The organism is Streptomyces sp. NPDC060002 (assembly GCF_042737245.1).
In the GTDB taxonomy this organism is placed as follows: Bacteria; Actinomycetota; Actinomycetes; order Streptomycetales; family Streptomycetaceae; genus Streptomyces.
This window is the reverse complement of the sequence record NZ_JBHWUW010000035.1, coordinates 78038-92555: the sequence shown is the minus strand read 5'-3', so window position 1 is coordinate 92555 and position 14518 is coordinate 78038. Positions and strand designations below refer to the sequence as shown.

Genomic DNA, 14518 nt, shown 5'->3' with positions numbered 1-14518 from the left:
GCCCACGGGCGTGCGGCCGGCCTTCTTCACGGGTGGGGCCCCGCCGGGGTCAGTCCGTGCCGAACTCCATCGCGGCGCGGTCCAGCAGCTGGTCGTCGTCGGAGACCTCGCCGCGGGAGGCGATGGCCTCGGCGCCGCCCTCCGGCAGCTCCGTCATGGTGCCGATGAGACCGGTCGCGGCGGCCTGGGCGGCGCCGATCGAGGGGCTCCCGCTGCCGATCAGACCGAGCGTGGCGTACTGCTCCAGCTTGGCGCGCGAGTCGGCGATGTCGAGGTTGCGCATGGTGAGCTGGCCGATCCGGTCCACCGGGCCGAACGCGGAGTCCTCGGTGCGCTCCATGGACAGCTTGTCCGGGTGGTAGCTGAAGGCCGGTCCCGCGGTGTCGAGGAGCGAGTAGTCCTCACCGCGCCGCAGCCGCAGCGTCACCTCGCCGGTGACGGCCGCGCCGACCCAGCGCTGGAGCGACTCCCGGATCATCAGCGCCTGCGGGTCCAGCCAGCGGCCCTCGTACATCAGCCGGCCCAGGCGCCGTCCCTCGTTGTGGTACTGGGCGACGGTGTCCTCGTTGTGGATCGCGTTGACCAGACGCTCGTAGGCCGCGTGCAGCAGGGCCATGCCGGGCGCCTCGTAGATGCCGCGGCTCTTGGCCTCGATGATGCGGTTCTCGATCTGGTCCGACATGCCGAGGCCGTGGCGGCCGCCGATGGCGTTGGCCTCCATCACCAGATCGACGGGGGAGGCGAACTCCTTGCCGTTGACCTTCACGGGGCGGCCCTGGTCGAAGCCGATCGTCACGTCCTCGGTGGCGATCTCGACCGACGGGTCCCAGAACCGCACGCCCATGATGGGCTCGACGGTCTCGACGCCGGTGTCCAGGTGCTCCAGGGTCTTGGCCTCGTGGGTGGCGCCCCAGATGTTGGCGTCGGTGGAGTACGCCTTCTCCGTGCTGTCCCGGTAGGGCAGGTCGTGGGCGACGAGCCACTCCGACATTTCCTTGCGCCCGCCGAGCTCGGTCACGAAGTCCGCGTCCAGCCAGGGCTTGTAGATCCGCAGGTGCGGGTTGGCCAGCAGGCCGTACCGGTAGAACCGCTCGATGTCGTTGCCCTTGAAGGTCGAGCCGTCGCCCCAGATCTGGACGTCGTCCTCGAGCATCGCCCGGACCAGGAGGGTGCCGGTGACGGCACGGCCGAGGGGCGTGGTGTTGAAGTAGGCGCGCCCGCCCGAGCGGATGTGGAACGCCCCGCAGGTGAGTGCGGCCAGGCCCTCCTCCACCAGTGCGGCGCGGCAGTCGACCAGGCGCGCGATCTCGGCGCCGTAGGTCTTCGCGCGGCCGGGCACCGAGGCGATGTCGGGCTCGTCGTACTGGCCGATGTCGGCGGTGTAGGTGCACGGGACGGCACCCTTGTCGCGCATCCACGCGACCGCGACCGAGGTGTCGAGCCCGCCGGAGAAGGCGATGCCGACGCGCTCGCCGGCGGGAAGGGAGGTGAGGACCTTGGACATAGGAAGATTATGCATGAACTCGCATGGTCATGCAAAGGGCGGGGGGCTGACGGCCGGCTCGGCCTCTCAGTGCTCGGTGCTCTCGGCCGGCCGTGCGGGGTCTGCGGGGCCCTTCGGCGACACCGCGCGGCTCTCCCGGGCCAGCCGGTGCGGCCACCAGATCTTCGGTCCGATGTCCAGGAACAGTGAGGTGACGAGCACCGACCGCACGATGAAGGTGTCCAGGAGGACGCCCAGGGCCACCGCGAAGCCGATCTCCGCGAAGGCGACCATGGGAAGGGTGGCGAGGGCCGCGAAGGTGCCGGCCAGGACCAGCCCCGCCGAGGTGATGACCGAGCCGGTCGCCGCCAGGCCGGTCACCACGCCCTGCCGGGTGCCCTGGCGGGCCGTCTCCTCACGGATCCGGGTAGTGAGGAAGATGTTGTAGTCGATGCCCAGGGCCACCAGGAACACGAAGACGAACAGCGGGAAGTCCGTCGACTCGCCCGCGTAGTCGAAGAGATGGCGGAACGCCAGCGCGCTGAGACCCAGGGCCGCCGCGAAGGACAGGATCACCGTCGCGACCAGCAGCAGCGGGGCGATCAGGGCGCGCAGCAGCGCGCAGAGGATGAGCAGGACCACGGCCAGGACCAGCGGGATGATCACCAGGTTGTCATGGGTGGTCGCCTTGTCCATGTCGAGGAGCGCCGCCGTGCCGCCGCCCACCTTGGCGTCGGCGTCCGGCACCTCGTGCACCGCGTCCCGGACCCGCTCCACGGTCTGCTTCGCGGCCTCGCTGTCGGCCGGGTCGGTCATCGTCGCCTCGAACAGCACCTGGCCGTCGTGGACGGGTTTCGTGCCCGCCGGCAGACCGAGGGACGTCGGCACGACGCCCTCCGTCCCCGCGACCGCGCGTTTCACCTGCCCGGACCGGGCCAGGTCGGCGATGACGACCAGCGGGTCGCCGCTGCCCGCCGGGAAGTACTTCGCCGACACCTCCTGGCCCGTGATCGAGTCCGGTTTGCCGGTGAACGCGTCCGCGTTGCCAATGCCCTCGGCGCGCAGCTGGATCAGGCCCAGCGAGCAGACCGCCAGGACCAGTGCCGTCACGGCCCAGACCAGGCGCGGGCGGCGGGCGATGCCACGGCCCGTGCGGGCCCAGACACCGTGCTCGGTCGGGTCGGAGGAGCCGAAGTGGGGGATCACCGGCCAGAAGATCCAGCGGCCGCAGATCACCAGCAGGGCGGGGAAGAGGGTCATCATCGCGAGCAGCGCGACCGCCACGCCGATGGCCGCGACCGGGCCCAGGCCGCGGGTGGAGTTCATCTCGGCGGCCAGCAGCATCAGCATGCTCAGGACGACCGTGGCGCCGGAGGCCAGGACCGCGGGGCCCGCGCGGTGCAGCGCCAGGGCCATCGCCTCGTGCCGGTCCTCGTGCCGGCGCAGCTCCTCCCGGTAACGGGCCACCAGCAGCAGGGCGTAGTCCGTGCCCGCGCCGAACACGAGCACCGTGAGGATGCCTGCGCTCTGGCCGTTCACCGTCAGACCCGCGTGCTCGGCCAGGAAGTAGATCAGGGCCTGCGCGGTGAACAGGGCGGCGACCACGGCGAGCACCGGGACGACGAGGAGGGTGGGGCTGCGGTAGGTGATCAGGAGCATGACGACGACCACCCCCATCGCCGCCAGCAGCAGGGTCGAGTCGATGCCCTCGAAGGCCGCGGAGAAGTCCGCGGAGGTGCCGCCGGGTCCGGTGATGTGCACGGCCAGACCGGCGCCGCCGTCGCCGACGACGTCACGGATCGAGTCGACGGCCGGCGCGATGCGCTCCCAGCCCTTCTCGTCCATGGTGATCGGCACGTAGATCTGGGCGGCGCGCGGGTCGGCCGGGCGGTCGTAGACCGGGCCGCGGGTCTCTGTGCCGCGGATGCCGTGGTCGGTGAGCTGCCTGAGCTGAGCCGCGTCCTCGGTGATCTGCGCCCGGTCCTCGGCCGTCAGACCCCCGTCGCGGGCATAGACGACGACCGCGGGGATCTGCTCGGGCCTGAAGTCCTGCGAGATCTCCAGCACCTGGGTGGACTCCGCCGACCCCGGCAGCCAGGAGGCCGCGTCGTTGTCCTGGGCGTCGGTGAGCTTCTGGGCGAAGGGCGCCGTCAGGAACAGCACCACCAGCCACAGCGCCAGCACCAGCCACTTCGCGCGGCGCCCGCAGACCAGGTGCGCGATGCCGCGCTGCGGGTTGCGGGCGGTCCGCGCCGTCTTCGGGGACTGCGGAGTCCGCGGAGTCTGCTCGGTCATGACCGCCTCCGGGGCCGTGCGGTGCGTGCCCACCACCGTCGCTGCGCCGGACCGATGCCCGCAACCCCCACAGGGCATGGCAGGCTTGGGTCATGGCCGTGCAGATCAACCCCAGCATCCTGTCCGCCGACTTCGCCCGCCTTGCGGACGAGGCGGAGGCGGTCGCCGGAGCCGACTGGCTCCACGTCGACGTCATGGACAACCATTTCGTCCCGAACCTCACGCTCGGGGTGCCGGTCGTAGAGTCACTGGCCCGTGCGACGGACACTCCGCTGGACTGCCATCTGATGATCGAGGCCCCCGATCGCTGGGCCCCGCAGTACGTCGAGGCGGGTGCCTCGTCCGTCACCTTCCACGTCGAGGCCGCCGCCGCACCCGTGCGACTCGCCCGCGAGATCCGGGCCAAGGGCGCCCGTGCCTCCATGGCGCTCAGGCCGGCGACGCCCATCGAGCCGTACGAGGACCTGCTGCCCGAACTGGACATGTTGCTGATCATGACGGTCGAGCCGGGCTTCGGAGGCCAGGCCTTCCTCGACATCATGCTCCCCAAGATCCGCCGCACCCGCGAGTTGATCAGCAAGCACGGCCTCGAACTGTGGCTCCAGATCGACGGCGGGGTCTCGGCCTCGACGATCGAGCGCTGCGCCGAGGCGGGAGCCGACGTGTTCGTGGCAGGCTCGGCCGTATACGGGGCGGACGACCCGGCGGAGGCGGTCCGTGGCCTGCGGGCTCAGGCGGAGGCGGCGATCGCCGGCGCCTCCTGGGCATGTGGACACTAAACCAACCACTTACCGACAGGTATGTGAACGGCTCCCACCAGAGCTGATCAACTGCGCCGGATCTGCGAGGATGAACGGCGTATCCAGAGTGTGAACAGCAGTGAGGAGAACGCCGTGTCGGGTATGTCGGCGGGCCGGTCAGCCATGCGGATGGGACCCGCTGAGCTGGTGCAGGCGGCGGCCATGGCCCGCCGCTTCTACCTCGAGGGAAAGTCCAAGATCCAGATCGCGGAGGAGTTCGGCGTCAGCCGCTTCAAAGTGGCCCGGGTCCTGGAGACCGCCCTCGAACGGGATCTCGTACGGATCGAGATCCGCGTGCCGGCCGAGCTGGACGCGGAGCGCTCGGACGCGCTCCGCGCCCGCTACGGCCTCAGGCACGCCGTCGTGGTCGAGTCCCCGGCCGAGGCCGAGGAGACCACGGACCCCGAGAACCTGGGGGAAGTGGCCGCCGACCTGCTCGGCGAACTGGTCGACGAGGGGGACGTACTGGGGCTGGCCTGGGGCCGGTCCACGATTCACATGGCGGCGGCGCTGGACCGGCTGCCGCCGTGCACGGTCGTGCAGCTGACGGGTGTGTACGACGCCGGGACCGCCGAGCGCGGCTCGGTCGAGGCCGTCCGCCGCGCCGCCCAGGTGTCCGGCGGCGACGCGCACCCCATCTACGCGCCGATGCTGCTGCCGGACGTGGCCACCGCAACCGCGCTGCGCCACCAGACCGGGATCGCCCGGGCCTTCGAGTACTTCGACAAGGTCACGGTCGCCTGTGTCTCCATCGGCTCCTGGGAGCCGGGCATCTCGACGGTGCACGACATGCTCAGCGACGAGGAGCGCGCGCACTACGCCTCGCTCGGGGTCGCCGCCGAGATGTCCGCGCACCTCTTCGACGCCGAGGGCCGCCGGGTCGGGCGGGACCTGGGCGAGCGGTGCATCACGGTCAAGACCGACCAGCTGCGCCGGGTTCCCGAGGTCGTCGCGATCGCGGGCGGTCAGCGCAAGGCGGCCGCGATCGACGCGGTGCTCCGGTCCGGGCTCGTCACCAGTCTGGTGACGGACACGTCGGCGGCCGACTATCTGATGACGGCGGGGCCGACACCGAAGCCCGCCCTGGGCCGGGCGGACCCGGACGGGGTCTGACGGGTCCGGGCAGCAGGCCATGAGGGGACGGCCGTGGACAGCATCGAACGCATGCTGCTGCGGTTCGTCCCCCGCGTGCTTGTGTGCCTGCTCCTCCCGCTCGCCCTGCTCACCGGCTGTGCGTCGGGGCGGCCGGGTCCGCAGGAGTCCACCCCGGCCGCCGCACGGGCCGCCGAGCCGTCCTGGGCCGGCGGTCTGGCCACGGTCCGGGAGTCCGAGCTGCCCCCGAGGCCCGGCGGACGCTCCGGCTCATCGACGACGGCGGCCCGTTCCCGTACGCCAAGGACGGCGCCGTCTTCGGGAAACTTCGAGGGACCGCTGCCCGCGCACCAGCGCGGTTATCACCACGAATACACCGTCGAGACGCCGGGCTCGCGCGACCGCGGGGCCCGACGCGTTGTCACCGGGCGGGGCGAAGAGTTCTACTACACCGATGATCACTACGACACGTTCCGGGCGGTGCTGAGATGACGCAGTTCGTGGTCACGCTGGATCTGGACGGGGTGACCGACAAGTCCGCGCTGATGGACCGCTGCGCCGACGCCCTCGGCCTGCCCGACTGGTTCGGACACAACTGGGACGCCCTCGCCGACAGCCTCACGGACCTCCCGGCCCCGCCCGGGGAGGGCGGGCTCCAGATCGTCGTACGGAACTGGCGGCCGTACGCCGACGCGCGGCCGCAGGAGTGGGTGATCGCGCAGGACGTCTTCGCCCAGGCGGTGGACCAGGTCCCGGCGCTGTCCGTGCTGCTCGCCCTCGGAGGATCCTCCTAAGGGCCCCCTGAGCTGCTTGGACGTTCTGTCCGGGCATCGCGGCACGGTCGTCGTGGGAGAATGAAGTACGTGCTTCTCCCCCTGGCTGACCTGTCCGGGGGTCACCTTTGATCGACTGGGATGTGCAGCACGTGCGTTTCCTCAACGACATCCAGCCCGCGTACGACCTCACCTACGACGACGTCTTCATGGTGCCGAGCCGCAGCGCGGTCAGGTCGCGTCAGGCTGTCGACCTGGCCGCCCCGGACGGCACGGGCACCACGATCCCGCTGGTCGTCGCCAACATGACCGCCGTGGCCGGTCGCCGGATGGCCGAGACCATGGCCCGGCGCGGCGGGCTGGTGGTCATCCCGCAGGACATTCCGATCGACGTCGTCACCGAGGTCGTCACCTGGGTCAAGAGCCGGCACCTGGTGCTGGACACCCCCATCGTGCTCGCCCCGCACCAGACGGTCGCCGACGCCCTGGCCCTGCTGCCCAAGCGCGCGCACAACGCGGGCGTCGTCGTCGACGAGGAGTTCCGCCCGGTCGGTGTCGTCACCGACGCGGACCTGAGCGGGGTCGACCGCTTCACCCAGCTCGAGGTCGTCATGTCCCGGGACCTGCTGCTCCTGGACGCCGACATCGACCCGCGCGAGGCCTTCAACACCCTCGACACGGCCAACCGGCGCTACGCCCCCGCCGTCGACCGGGACGGCAAGCTCGCCGGCATCCTCACCCGCAAGGGCGCCCTGCGCGCCACGCTGTACACGCCGGCCGTCGACGCGGCGGGCCGGCTGTGCGTCGCCGCGGCCGTCGGAATCAACGGCGATGTGGCGGGCAAGGCCAAGCAGCTGCTCGACGCGGGCGTGGACACGCTCGTCATCGACACCGCGCACGGCCACCAGGAGTCGATGATCAGCGCGATCCGTACCGTGCGCGCGCTCGACCCGCGGGTGCCGATCGTCGCCGGGAACATCGTCTCGGCCGAGGGCGTCAAGGATCTGATCGACGCGGGCGCCGACATCATCAAGGTCGGGGTCGGCCCGGGCGCCATGTGCACCACCCGCATGATGACCGGTGTGGGCCGGCCGCAGTTCTCGGCGGTCCTGGAGTGCGCGGCCGAGGCGAAGAAGTACGGCAAGCACGTATGGGCCGACGGCGGTGTCCGCCACCCGCGCGATGTCGCCATGGCGCTGGCCGCCGGTGCGTCCAACGTGATGATCGGGTCGTGGTTCGCCGGTACCTACGAGTCCCCGGGCGACCTCCAGCAGGACGCGGGCGGCCGCCTGTACAAGGAGTCGTTCGGTATGGCGTCGGCACGCGCCGTCGCCAACCGCACCTCCGACGAGTCGGCGTACGACCGTGCCCGCAAGGCGCTGTTCGAGGAGGGCATCTCCACCTCGCGGATGTTCCTCGACCCGGCCCGCCCGGGTGTCGAGGACCTGATCGACTCGGTCATCGCGGGCGTGCGCTCCTCCTGCACGTACGCGGGTGCGGGCTCTCTCGAGGAGTTCGCCGAGAAGGCCGTCGTCGGCATCCAGAGCGCGGCCGGTTATGCGGAGGGCAAGCCGCTGCACGCGAGCTGGTAGCTCCGCGGGACGCTCCGCCGGTCGGCGCGTGGGAACGGTGCTGATCGTCGTCTTGCGGGTGCGGGTGCGGGTGCGGGTGCCGGTGCGGGTGCGCTGTGGCTGGTCGCGGCGGAGCCGCGTAGCGACACAGCCCCCGCGCCCCCTATGGGGCGCGTTCAGCCGGCCTGCAACGAATGTGCAGCTTGGAGCGATGAACGCAACGATCTTGCGTGGGTGCGCAAGGTTGCAGCATTACGAGTGCTACGGCCCTGCTCGTAGGGTCGTGCGCTGTACGTAGCGTGGCGGGGACCCCGCTCGGTGGGTTCCTGCTCAGCGCAGGTGTGCCGCCGGTTCCCGTCACGCCGAGAGGCAGCGACGAAGGAGTCAGCGCGTGCTCGATCAAGGCGCACCCCCGCAGCAGAGCAGTCGGACCGCCCCCGCGTCCCCGGGGCCCGTCGCGCGCCTCATGCGGCGCAAGCCCGTGGAACACCTGGTCGCCCAGGGCGGTCAGGGCGAGGGAGGTTCTCTCAGGCGCTCCCTCGGGCTGTGGCAGCTCACGATGATCAGCATCGGCGCCACCCTCGGCACCGGCATCTTCGTCGTCCTCGGCGAGGCGGTGCCCAAGGCAGGTCCCGCCGTCACGCTCTCCTTCGTGATCGCCGGACTCACGGCGCTCTTCTCGGCCCTGTCCTACGCCGAGCTGGCGGGCACCATCCCGGTCGCGGGCTCCTCGTACTCGTATGCGTACGCGACGATGGGCGAACTGGTCGCCTGGGTCTGCGGCTGGTGTCTGGTCCTGGAGTACGGCGTGTCGGTCGCCGCCGTGGCCGTCGGCTGGGGCGAGTACCTCAACGAACTGCTCGACGGGACGATCGGCGTGACCATCCCCGACGCGCTGTCGGCGCCGCCCGGGGACGGTGGCATCTTCAACCTGCCGGCTCTCGTCGTCGTCCTCCTGGCCATGGCCTTCCTGCTCGGCGGCGCCCGCGAGTCGGCGCGCGCCAACACCGTCATGGTGGCCGTGAAGATCGCCGCGCTGGTGCTGTTCTGCGCCATCGGCGTCCAGGGCTTCCGCTCCGGCAACTACGAGCACTTCATGCCGCTGGGCATGGCGGGCGTCAGCGCGGCCGGCGCGACGCTGTTCTTCTCGTACATCGGCTTCGACGCCGCCTCCACCGCCGGTGAGGAGGCGAAGAACGCGCAGCGCGACCTGCCCCGCGCGATCATGCTGTCGCTCGTCATCGTGACGGCGCTGTACGTCCTCGTCGCGGCCGTCGCCGTGGGCGCCAAACCCTGGCGGCGGTTCGGCGACTCCGAGGCCGCGCTCGCGCAGATCATGCGCGAGGTGACCGGCCAGTCCTTCTGGGGCACCCTCCTCGCCTTCTGCGCGGTCATCGCCATCGCGAGCGTCGTCCTGACCGTGCTGTACGGCCAGACCCGCATCCTCTTCGCGATGTCCCGGGACGGCCTGGTGCCCAAGGTGTTCTCCCGCGTCCACCCGAAGACCGGCACGCCCCGCGCGAACACGGTGATCGTGTCGCTGTTCTGCGGAGTGCTGGCCGCCGCGATCCCGTTGGGCCAGCTGGCGGACGCCACCAGCATCGGCACGCTCTTCGCGTTCGGGCTGGTCAACATCGCGGTCGTGGTGCTGCGCCGGACCCGTCCCGACATGCCCCGGACCTTCCGGGTGCCGCTCTCGCCGGTACTGCCGGCCCTGGGTCTCGCCTTCTGCGTCTGGATGATGGGCAGCCTTTCGGCCGTCACCTGGGTGGTCTTCGGAGTCTGGATGGCGGTCGGGCTCGTGTTCTACTTCCTCTACGGCCATCGCCGCTCCCGTCTCGCAGCGCCCGCACCATCTGAGAAGTGATCAACCCACTGTGCTGAACGATCTCGACGAACGCATCGTGCACGCCCTCGCCGAGGACGCCCGCCGTTCCTTCGCGGACATCGGGCAACTGGTCGGCCTGTCCGCGCCCGCCGTGAAGCGGCGGGTGGACCGGCTGCGGGCCACCGGGGCCATCACCGGCTTCACCGTTCGGGTCGACCCGGCGGCGCTCGGCTGGGAGACCGAGGGGTTCGTCGAGATCTACTGCCGTCGCAACACCTCCCCGGAGACCATCCAGCGGGGCCTGGAGCGCTACCAGGAGGTCGTGGCCGCGTCCACCGTCACCGGGGAGGCGGACGCCGTCGCCCAGGTCTTCGCCGCCGACATGCGTCACTTCGAGCGGGTGCTGGAGCGCATCGCGGGGGAGCCGTTCGTGGAGCGGACGAAGTCCGTGCTGGTGCTGTCGCCGCTGCTGCGCCGCTTCTCCGCGGGCGCACCGACCTGAGCCGACCAGAGCCGACCTGCCGGTCCGAGCCGACCTGCCGACCTGATCCGGGCCGGCCCGCGTCGGCCTACTCGGCCCTCTTGCGGGCCAGCGCGTTGTTCCCGGTCGAGTGGTGCACACCATCTTCGAGACCACCGGGAAACCGGTGGGCGGCGGGGCGTGAACTGTCTACCATCGGTGTCATGACCTGGCGACATTGATCCACGACCGGCCCCGACGTCCGTCGACTGACCGCCACGCTGTACGCGTACGTGTTCCTCGACGAGTTCGTGCTGCTCTACCCGGTGTACGCGCTGCTGTTCGCGGACAGCGGCCTGTCCGTCGGGCAGATCTCCTCCCTGTTCGTCCTGTGGTCGCTGACCGGCGCCCTGCTGGAGGTGCCCTCGGGCGCCTGGGCGGACGCCGTCTCCAGACGGCTGCTGCTGTGGATCGGCCCGCTGCTGGGCGCGGCCGGCTTCGCACTGTGGGTGCTGTTCCCGTCGTACGGGGCCTTCGCGGCCGGCTTCGTCCTGTGGGGCGCCCGCGGCGCGCTGGGCTCCGGCGCCCTGGAGGCACTGGTCTACGAGGAGCTGGACCGGGCCGGCGCCGCGGACCGGTACGCCCGGCTCATGGGCCGCGCGCACGCGGTGGGTCAGGTGGCCGTGATGACGGCGATGGGCCTGGCCGGGCCGGTCTTCGCGGTCGGCGGATACCCGGCCGTCGGCGCGGCCAGTGTGCTGGCGTGTCTGCTCTGCGCCGCGACGGCGACCCGCTTCTGCGAGCACCGGCGGCCGGCGGGCGACGGCGACAGCCGGGCGGCGCCCCTGCGGGCCGGACCGGCCGACGCCCGGCGCGACCGCTCCGTACGCGGCGCCCTGCTGCTCGTCCCGGCCGTGACGGCGGTGTGGGGCGCCCTCGACGAGTACACGCCCCTGCTGGTCAGGGAGACGGGTGTACCGGAGGCGAACATCCCCGGCCTGCTGGTGCTGATCTGGGCCGGCGTCACCGCCGGAAGCCTGCTCGCCGGACCGGCCGAGCGCCTGGGCCGCAGGGGATTCGCCGCGCTGCTCGCCCTCTCCGCGCTCGCCCTCGCCGTCGGAGGGATCAGCGGCACCCCGGCCGGTATCGCCCTGGTCGCCCTCGCCTTCGGCGGTTTCCAGCTGGCGACGGTTCTGGCCGACGTCCGGCTCCAGCAGCGCATCGAGGGCGCCGGCCGGGCCACCCTCACCTCGGTCGCGGGCCTCGGGACGGAGGTGGTGACCATCGCGGTGTACGGCGGGTACGGCGCCCTCGGCTCGACGTTCCCGCACGGCGTCGTCTTCGCCCTGTGCGCGGTGCCGTACCTGATCACGGCGTCGGCGATGTCGACGCCGGCCCGGGGGAGGGGCGGGCGGGCCGGCGGCGGGTGAGGGGTGATGGAGAGGCGCAACGAATCGCCGCCCGGCGGCCCGCGCACGCAACGATCCGCTCACCGACGCGCAACGGCTCCTTCTTGTCCGGCCCGGGTGGGCGCCCGTACCGTCTAGATGGCCCCCACAACCACCCTTTCGCCCGGTGAGGATCCCGCATGCGCACCGCCCTGCTCCAGAGCTCCGGCCGCCCCGGCTCCGTCGTCGAGAACCTGAAGGTCCTCGACGAGGCCGCGGACCGGGCAGCCGCCGCGGGCGCCGGGCTGCTCGTCGCGCCGGAGATGTTCCTCACCGGGTACGCGATCGGCGACGACATCGCCCGCCTCGCAGAGCCCGCCGACGGGGACTCCGCGGACGCCGTCGCCGAGATCGCCGGCCGGCACGGCCTCGCCGTCGCGTACGGCTACCCGGAGCGCCACGGCGAGACAGTCCACAACTCCGCCCAGCTGATCTCCGCCGACGGCAGCCGGCTCGCGAACTACCGCAAGACCCACCTCTTCGGCTGCTTCGAGCGCGACCACTTCCGGCCCGGTGGGCAGCCGGTCGTCCAGACCGAGCTGAACGGCCTCACCGTCGGCCTCATGATCTGCTACGACGTCGAGTTCCCGGAGAACGTCCGCGCCCACGCCCTCGCCGGCACCGACCTCCTCGTCGTGCCGACCGCGCAGATGCACCCCTTCCAGTTCGTCGCCGAGTCGGTGATCCCGGTCCGCGCCTTCGAGAACCAGATGTACGTGGCGTACGTCAACCGGGTCGGCCAGGAAGGCGAGTTCGAGTTCGTCGGCCTCTCCACGCTGGCCGGTCCCGACGGGGTCGCGCGCACCCGCGCCGGCCGCGGCGAGGAGCTGGTGTTCGCCGACGCCGACCCGGTCGCCCTCGCCGCGTCCCGCGAGGCGAACCCGTACCTGAAGGACCGCCGCCCCGGCCTCTACGGGTCCCTGGTCTGAACCCGGCCCGCACCCGCTTCGCACCCGCTCCGCACCTGTCGCCCCCTGAGCCTTCCCCCGAGTCACCACGCGCAAGGAGTCCGTACCCCATGACGTCCACCGTGCCCAACGCCGTCGAGCACGCAGACGAGCAGCAGCCGCCGATCACCATGTTCGGCCCGGACTTCCCCTACGCGTACGACGACTTCCTCGCCCACCCGGCGGGCCTCGGCCAGATCCCCGCGACCGAGCACGGCACCGAGGTCGCCGTCATCGGCGGCGGACTGTCCGGCGTCGTGGCCGCGTACGAGCTGATGAAGATGGGCCTCAAGCCGGTCGTCTACGAGGCCGACCGGATCGGCGGACGGCTGCGCACCATCGGTTTCGAGGGCTGCGACCCCTCCCTCACCGCCGAGATGGGCGCGATGCGCTTCCCGCCGTCCTCCACGGCGCTCCAGCACTACATCGACCTGGTGGGACTGGAGACCCAGCCCTTCCCCAACCCCCTCGCGGAGGCGACCCCTTCGACGGTCGTCGACCTCAAGGGCGAGTCGCACTACGCCGAGACGGCCGCGGACCTGCCGCAGGTCTACCGTGATGTCGCCGCCGCCTGGAACAGGTGCCTCGAAGAGGGCGCCGACTTCTCCGACATGAACCAGGCCATGCGCGAGCGGGACGTGCCGCGCATCCGCGAGATCTGGGCGAAGCTCGTCGAGAAGCTCGACAACCAGACCTTCTACGGCTTCCTCTGCGACTCCGAGGCCTTCAAGTCCTTCCGGCACCGCGAGATCTTCGGCCAGGTCGGCTTCGGCACCGGCGGCTGGGACACGGACTTCCCGAACTCCATCCTGGAGATCCTGCGCGTCGTCTACACCGAGGCCGACGACCACCACCGCGGGATCGTCGGCGGCTCCCAGCAGTTGCCGCAGCGCCTCTGGGAGCGCGAGCCCGAGAAGATCGTCCACTGGGCGTACGGCACCTCGCTGGCGAGCCTGCACGAGGGCGGCGAGCCCCGCCCGGCCGTGACCCGGCTGCACCGGACCGCCGGCAACGGGATCACCGTGACGGACGCGAACGGCGACATCCGCACCTACCCGGCGGCGGTGTTCACCGCGCAGTCCTGGATGCTGCTGTCGAAGATCGCCTGCGACGACTCGCTCTTCCCGATCGACCACTGGACGGCGATCGAGCGTACCCACTACATGGAGTCCAGCAAGCTGTTCGTGCCGGTGGACAGGCCGTTCTGGCTCGACAAGGACGAGGTTACGGGCCGGGACGTCATGTCGATGACGCTCACCGACCGGATGACGCGCGGCACCTACCTCCTCGACGACGGCCCGGACCGGCCCGCCGTCATCTGCCTGTCGTACACCTGGTGCGACGACAGCCTGAAGTGGCTGCCGCTGTCCGCGAACGAGCGGATGGAGGTCATGCTGAAGTCGCTCGGCGAGATCTATCCGAACGTCGACATCAGGAAGCACATCATCGGCAACCCGGTGACGGTCTCCTGGGAGAACGAGCCCTACTTCATGGGCGCGTTCAAGGCCAACCTGCCGGGCCACTACCGCTACCAGCGGCGTCTGTTCACCCACTTCATGCAGGACCGGCTGCCCGAGGACAAGCGGGGCGTCTTCCTCGCAGGCGACGACATCTCCTGGACCGCGGGCTGGGCCGAAGGGGCGGTGCAGACCGCGCTGAACGCGGTCTGGGGCGTCATGCACCACTTCGGCGGGACGACCGACGTGACCAACCCGGGCCCTGGCGACGTGTACGACGAGATCGCGCCGGTGGAACTCCCGGAGGACTGAGCCCGCACGGCGCGAGGTCCGCCAGCGCGGGGGTCTCACAGCGCACGGGGTC

General features: G+C 71.3%; 11 protein-coding genes and 1 pseudogene. 10 read left to right on the top strand and 2 right to left on the bottom strand.

What is annotated here, in order from left to right:
• Positions 1-49: 49 nt before the first annotated feature.
• Both argG and ACFWBD_RS27235 read right to left on the bottom strand, forming a co-directional pair.
• Positions 50-1504: an argininosuccinate synthase gene (gene argG / locus ACFWBD_RS27240; protein WP_385671940.1), complete on the bottom strand. Its 1455-nt coding sequence runs from the start codon at positions 1502-1504 to the stop codon at positions 50-52.
• A 66-nt stretch (positions 1505-1570) separates the two neighbouring features.
• Positions 1571-3778, bottom strand: a complete 2208-nt coding sequence (locus tag ACFWBD_RS27235) for an MMPL family transporter (RefSeq protein ID WP_385671937.1) — start codon at positions 3776-3778, stop codon at positions 1571-1573.
• A gap of 92 nt (positions 3779-3870) precedes the next feature.
• Here ACFWBD_RS27235 and rpe point away from each other — a divergent pair, with 92 nt between their 5' ends.
• From rpe to ACFWBD_RS27185, 10 genes and pseudogenes are all read left to right on the top strand, one after another.
• The gene (gene rpe, locus ACFWBD_RS27230) at positions 3871-4557 is read left to right on the top strand and encodes a ribulose-phosphate 3-epimerase (RefSeq protein WP_351767162.1); all 687 of its coding nucleotides are present in this window, start codon (positions 3871-3873) and stop codon (positions 4555-4557) included.
• A gap of 90 nt (positions 4558-4647) precedes the next feature.
• Positions 4648-5691 carry a sugar-binding transcriptional regulator gene (locus tag ACFWBD_RS27225; protein ID WP_385671934.1) on the top strand — a complete coding sequence of 348 codons (1044 nt, stop codon included), beginning with the start codon at positions 4648-4650 and terminating at the stop codon, positions 5689-5691.
• A 51-nt stretch (positions 5692-5742) separates the two neighbouring features.
• A pseudogene (locus ACFWBD_RS27220) lies at positions 5743-6162 on the top strand (ribonuclease domain-containing protein).
• Positions 6159-6464, top strand: a complete 306-nt coding sequence (locus tag ACFWBD_RS27215) for a barstar family protein (RefSeq protein WP_385671931.1) — start codon at positions 6159-6161, stop codon at positions 6462-6464. Before ACFWBD_RS27220 ends, ACFWBD_RS27215 begins: the two are co-directional and overlap by 4 nt.
• 122 nt (positions 6465-6586) lie before the next feature.
• Positions 6587-8035: a GuaB1 family IMP dehydrogenase-related protein gene (locus tag ACFWBD_RS27210; RefSeq protein WP_385671928.1), complete on the top strand. Its 1449-nt coding sequence runs from the start codon at positions 6587-6589 to the stop codon at positions 8033-8035.
• Between the two features lie 370 nt (positions 8036-8405).
• Entirely contained in the window at positions 8406-9881 is a 1476-nt protein-coding gene (locus ACFWBD_RS27205) for an amino acid permease (protein WP_385671925.1), read from the top strand.
• 10 nt (positions 9882-9891) lie between these two features.
• A complete protein-coding gene (locus ACFWBD_RS27200; RefSeq protein ID WP_057606877.1) occupies positions 9892-10344 on the top strand; it encodes an Lrp/AsnC family transcriptional regulator in 453 nt (150 codons plus the stop codon).
• Between the two features lie 251 nt (positions 10345-10595).
• Entirely contained in the window at positions 10596-11732 is a 1137-nt protein-coding gene (locus tag ACFWBD_RS27195) for an MFS transporter (RefSeq protein WP_385671921.1), read from the top strand.
• 158 nt (positions 11733-11890) lie between these two features.
• Entirely contained in the window at positions 11891-12679 is a 789-nt protein-coding gene (locus ACFWBD_RS27190) for a carbon-nitrogen hydrolase family protein (protein ID WP_385671918.1), read from the top strand.
• An 89-nt stretch (positions 12680-12768) separates the two neighbouring features.
• Complete coding sequence (locus ACFWBD_RS27185) at positions 12769-14466, top strand: flavin monoamine oxidase family protein (RefSeq protein ID WP_385671915.1); 1698 nt, start codon at positions 12769-12771, stop codon at positions 14464-14466.
• Positions 14467-14518 lie beyond the last annotated feature (52 nt).

What these genes read in the sequence shown, in the direction of transcription:
- rpe (WP_351767162.1), top strand. Translation starts at nt 3,871, where the DNA reads ATGGCCGTGCAGATCAACCCCAGCATCCTGTCCGCCGACTTCGCCCGC.
- ACFWBD_RS27215 (WP_385671931.1), top strand. Translation starts at nt 6,159, where the DNA reads ATGACGCAGTTCGTGGTCACGCTGGATCTGGACGGGGTGACCGACAAG.
- ACFWBD_RS27185 (WP_385671915.1), top strand. Translation starts at nt 12,769, where the DNA reads ATGACGTCCACCGTGCCCAACGCCGTCGAGCACGCAGACGAGCAGCAG.
- ACFWBD_RS27190 (WP_385671918.1), top strand. Translation starts at nt 11,891, where the DNA reads ATGCGCACCGCCCTGCTCCAGAGCTCCGGCCGCCCCGGCTCCGTCGTC.
- argG (WP_385671940.1), bottom strand. Translation starts at nt 1,504, where the DNA reads ATGTCCAAGGTCCTCACCTCCCTTCCCGCCGGCGAGCGCGTCGGCATC.
- ACFWBD_RS27235 (WP_385671937.1), bottom strand. Translation starts at nt 3,778, where the DNA reads ATGACCGAGCAGACTCCGCGGACTCCGCAGTCCCCGAAGACGGCGCGG.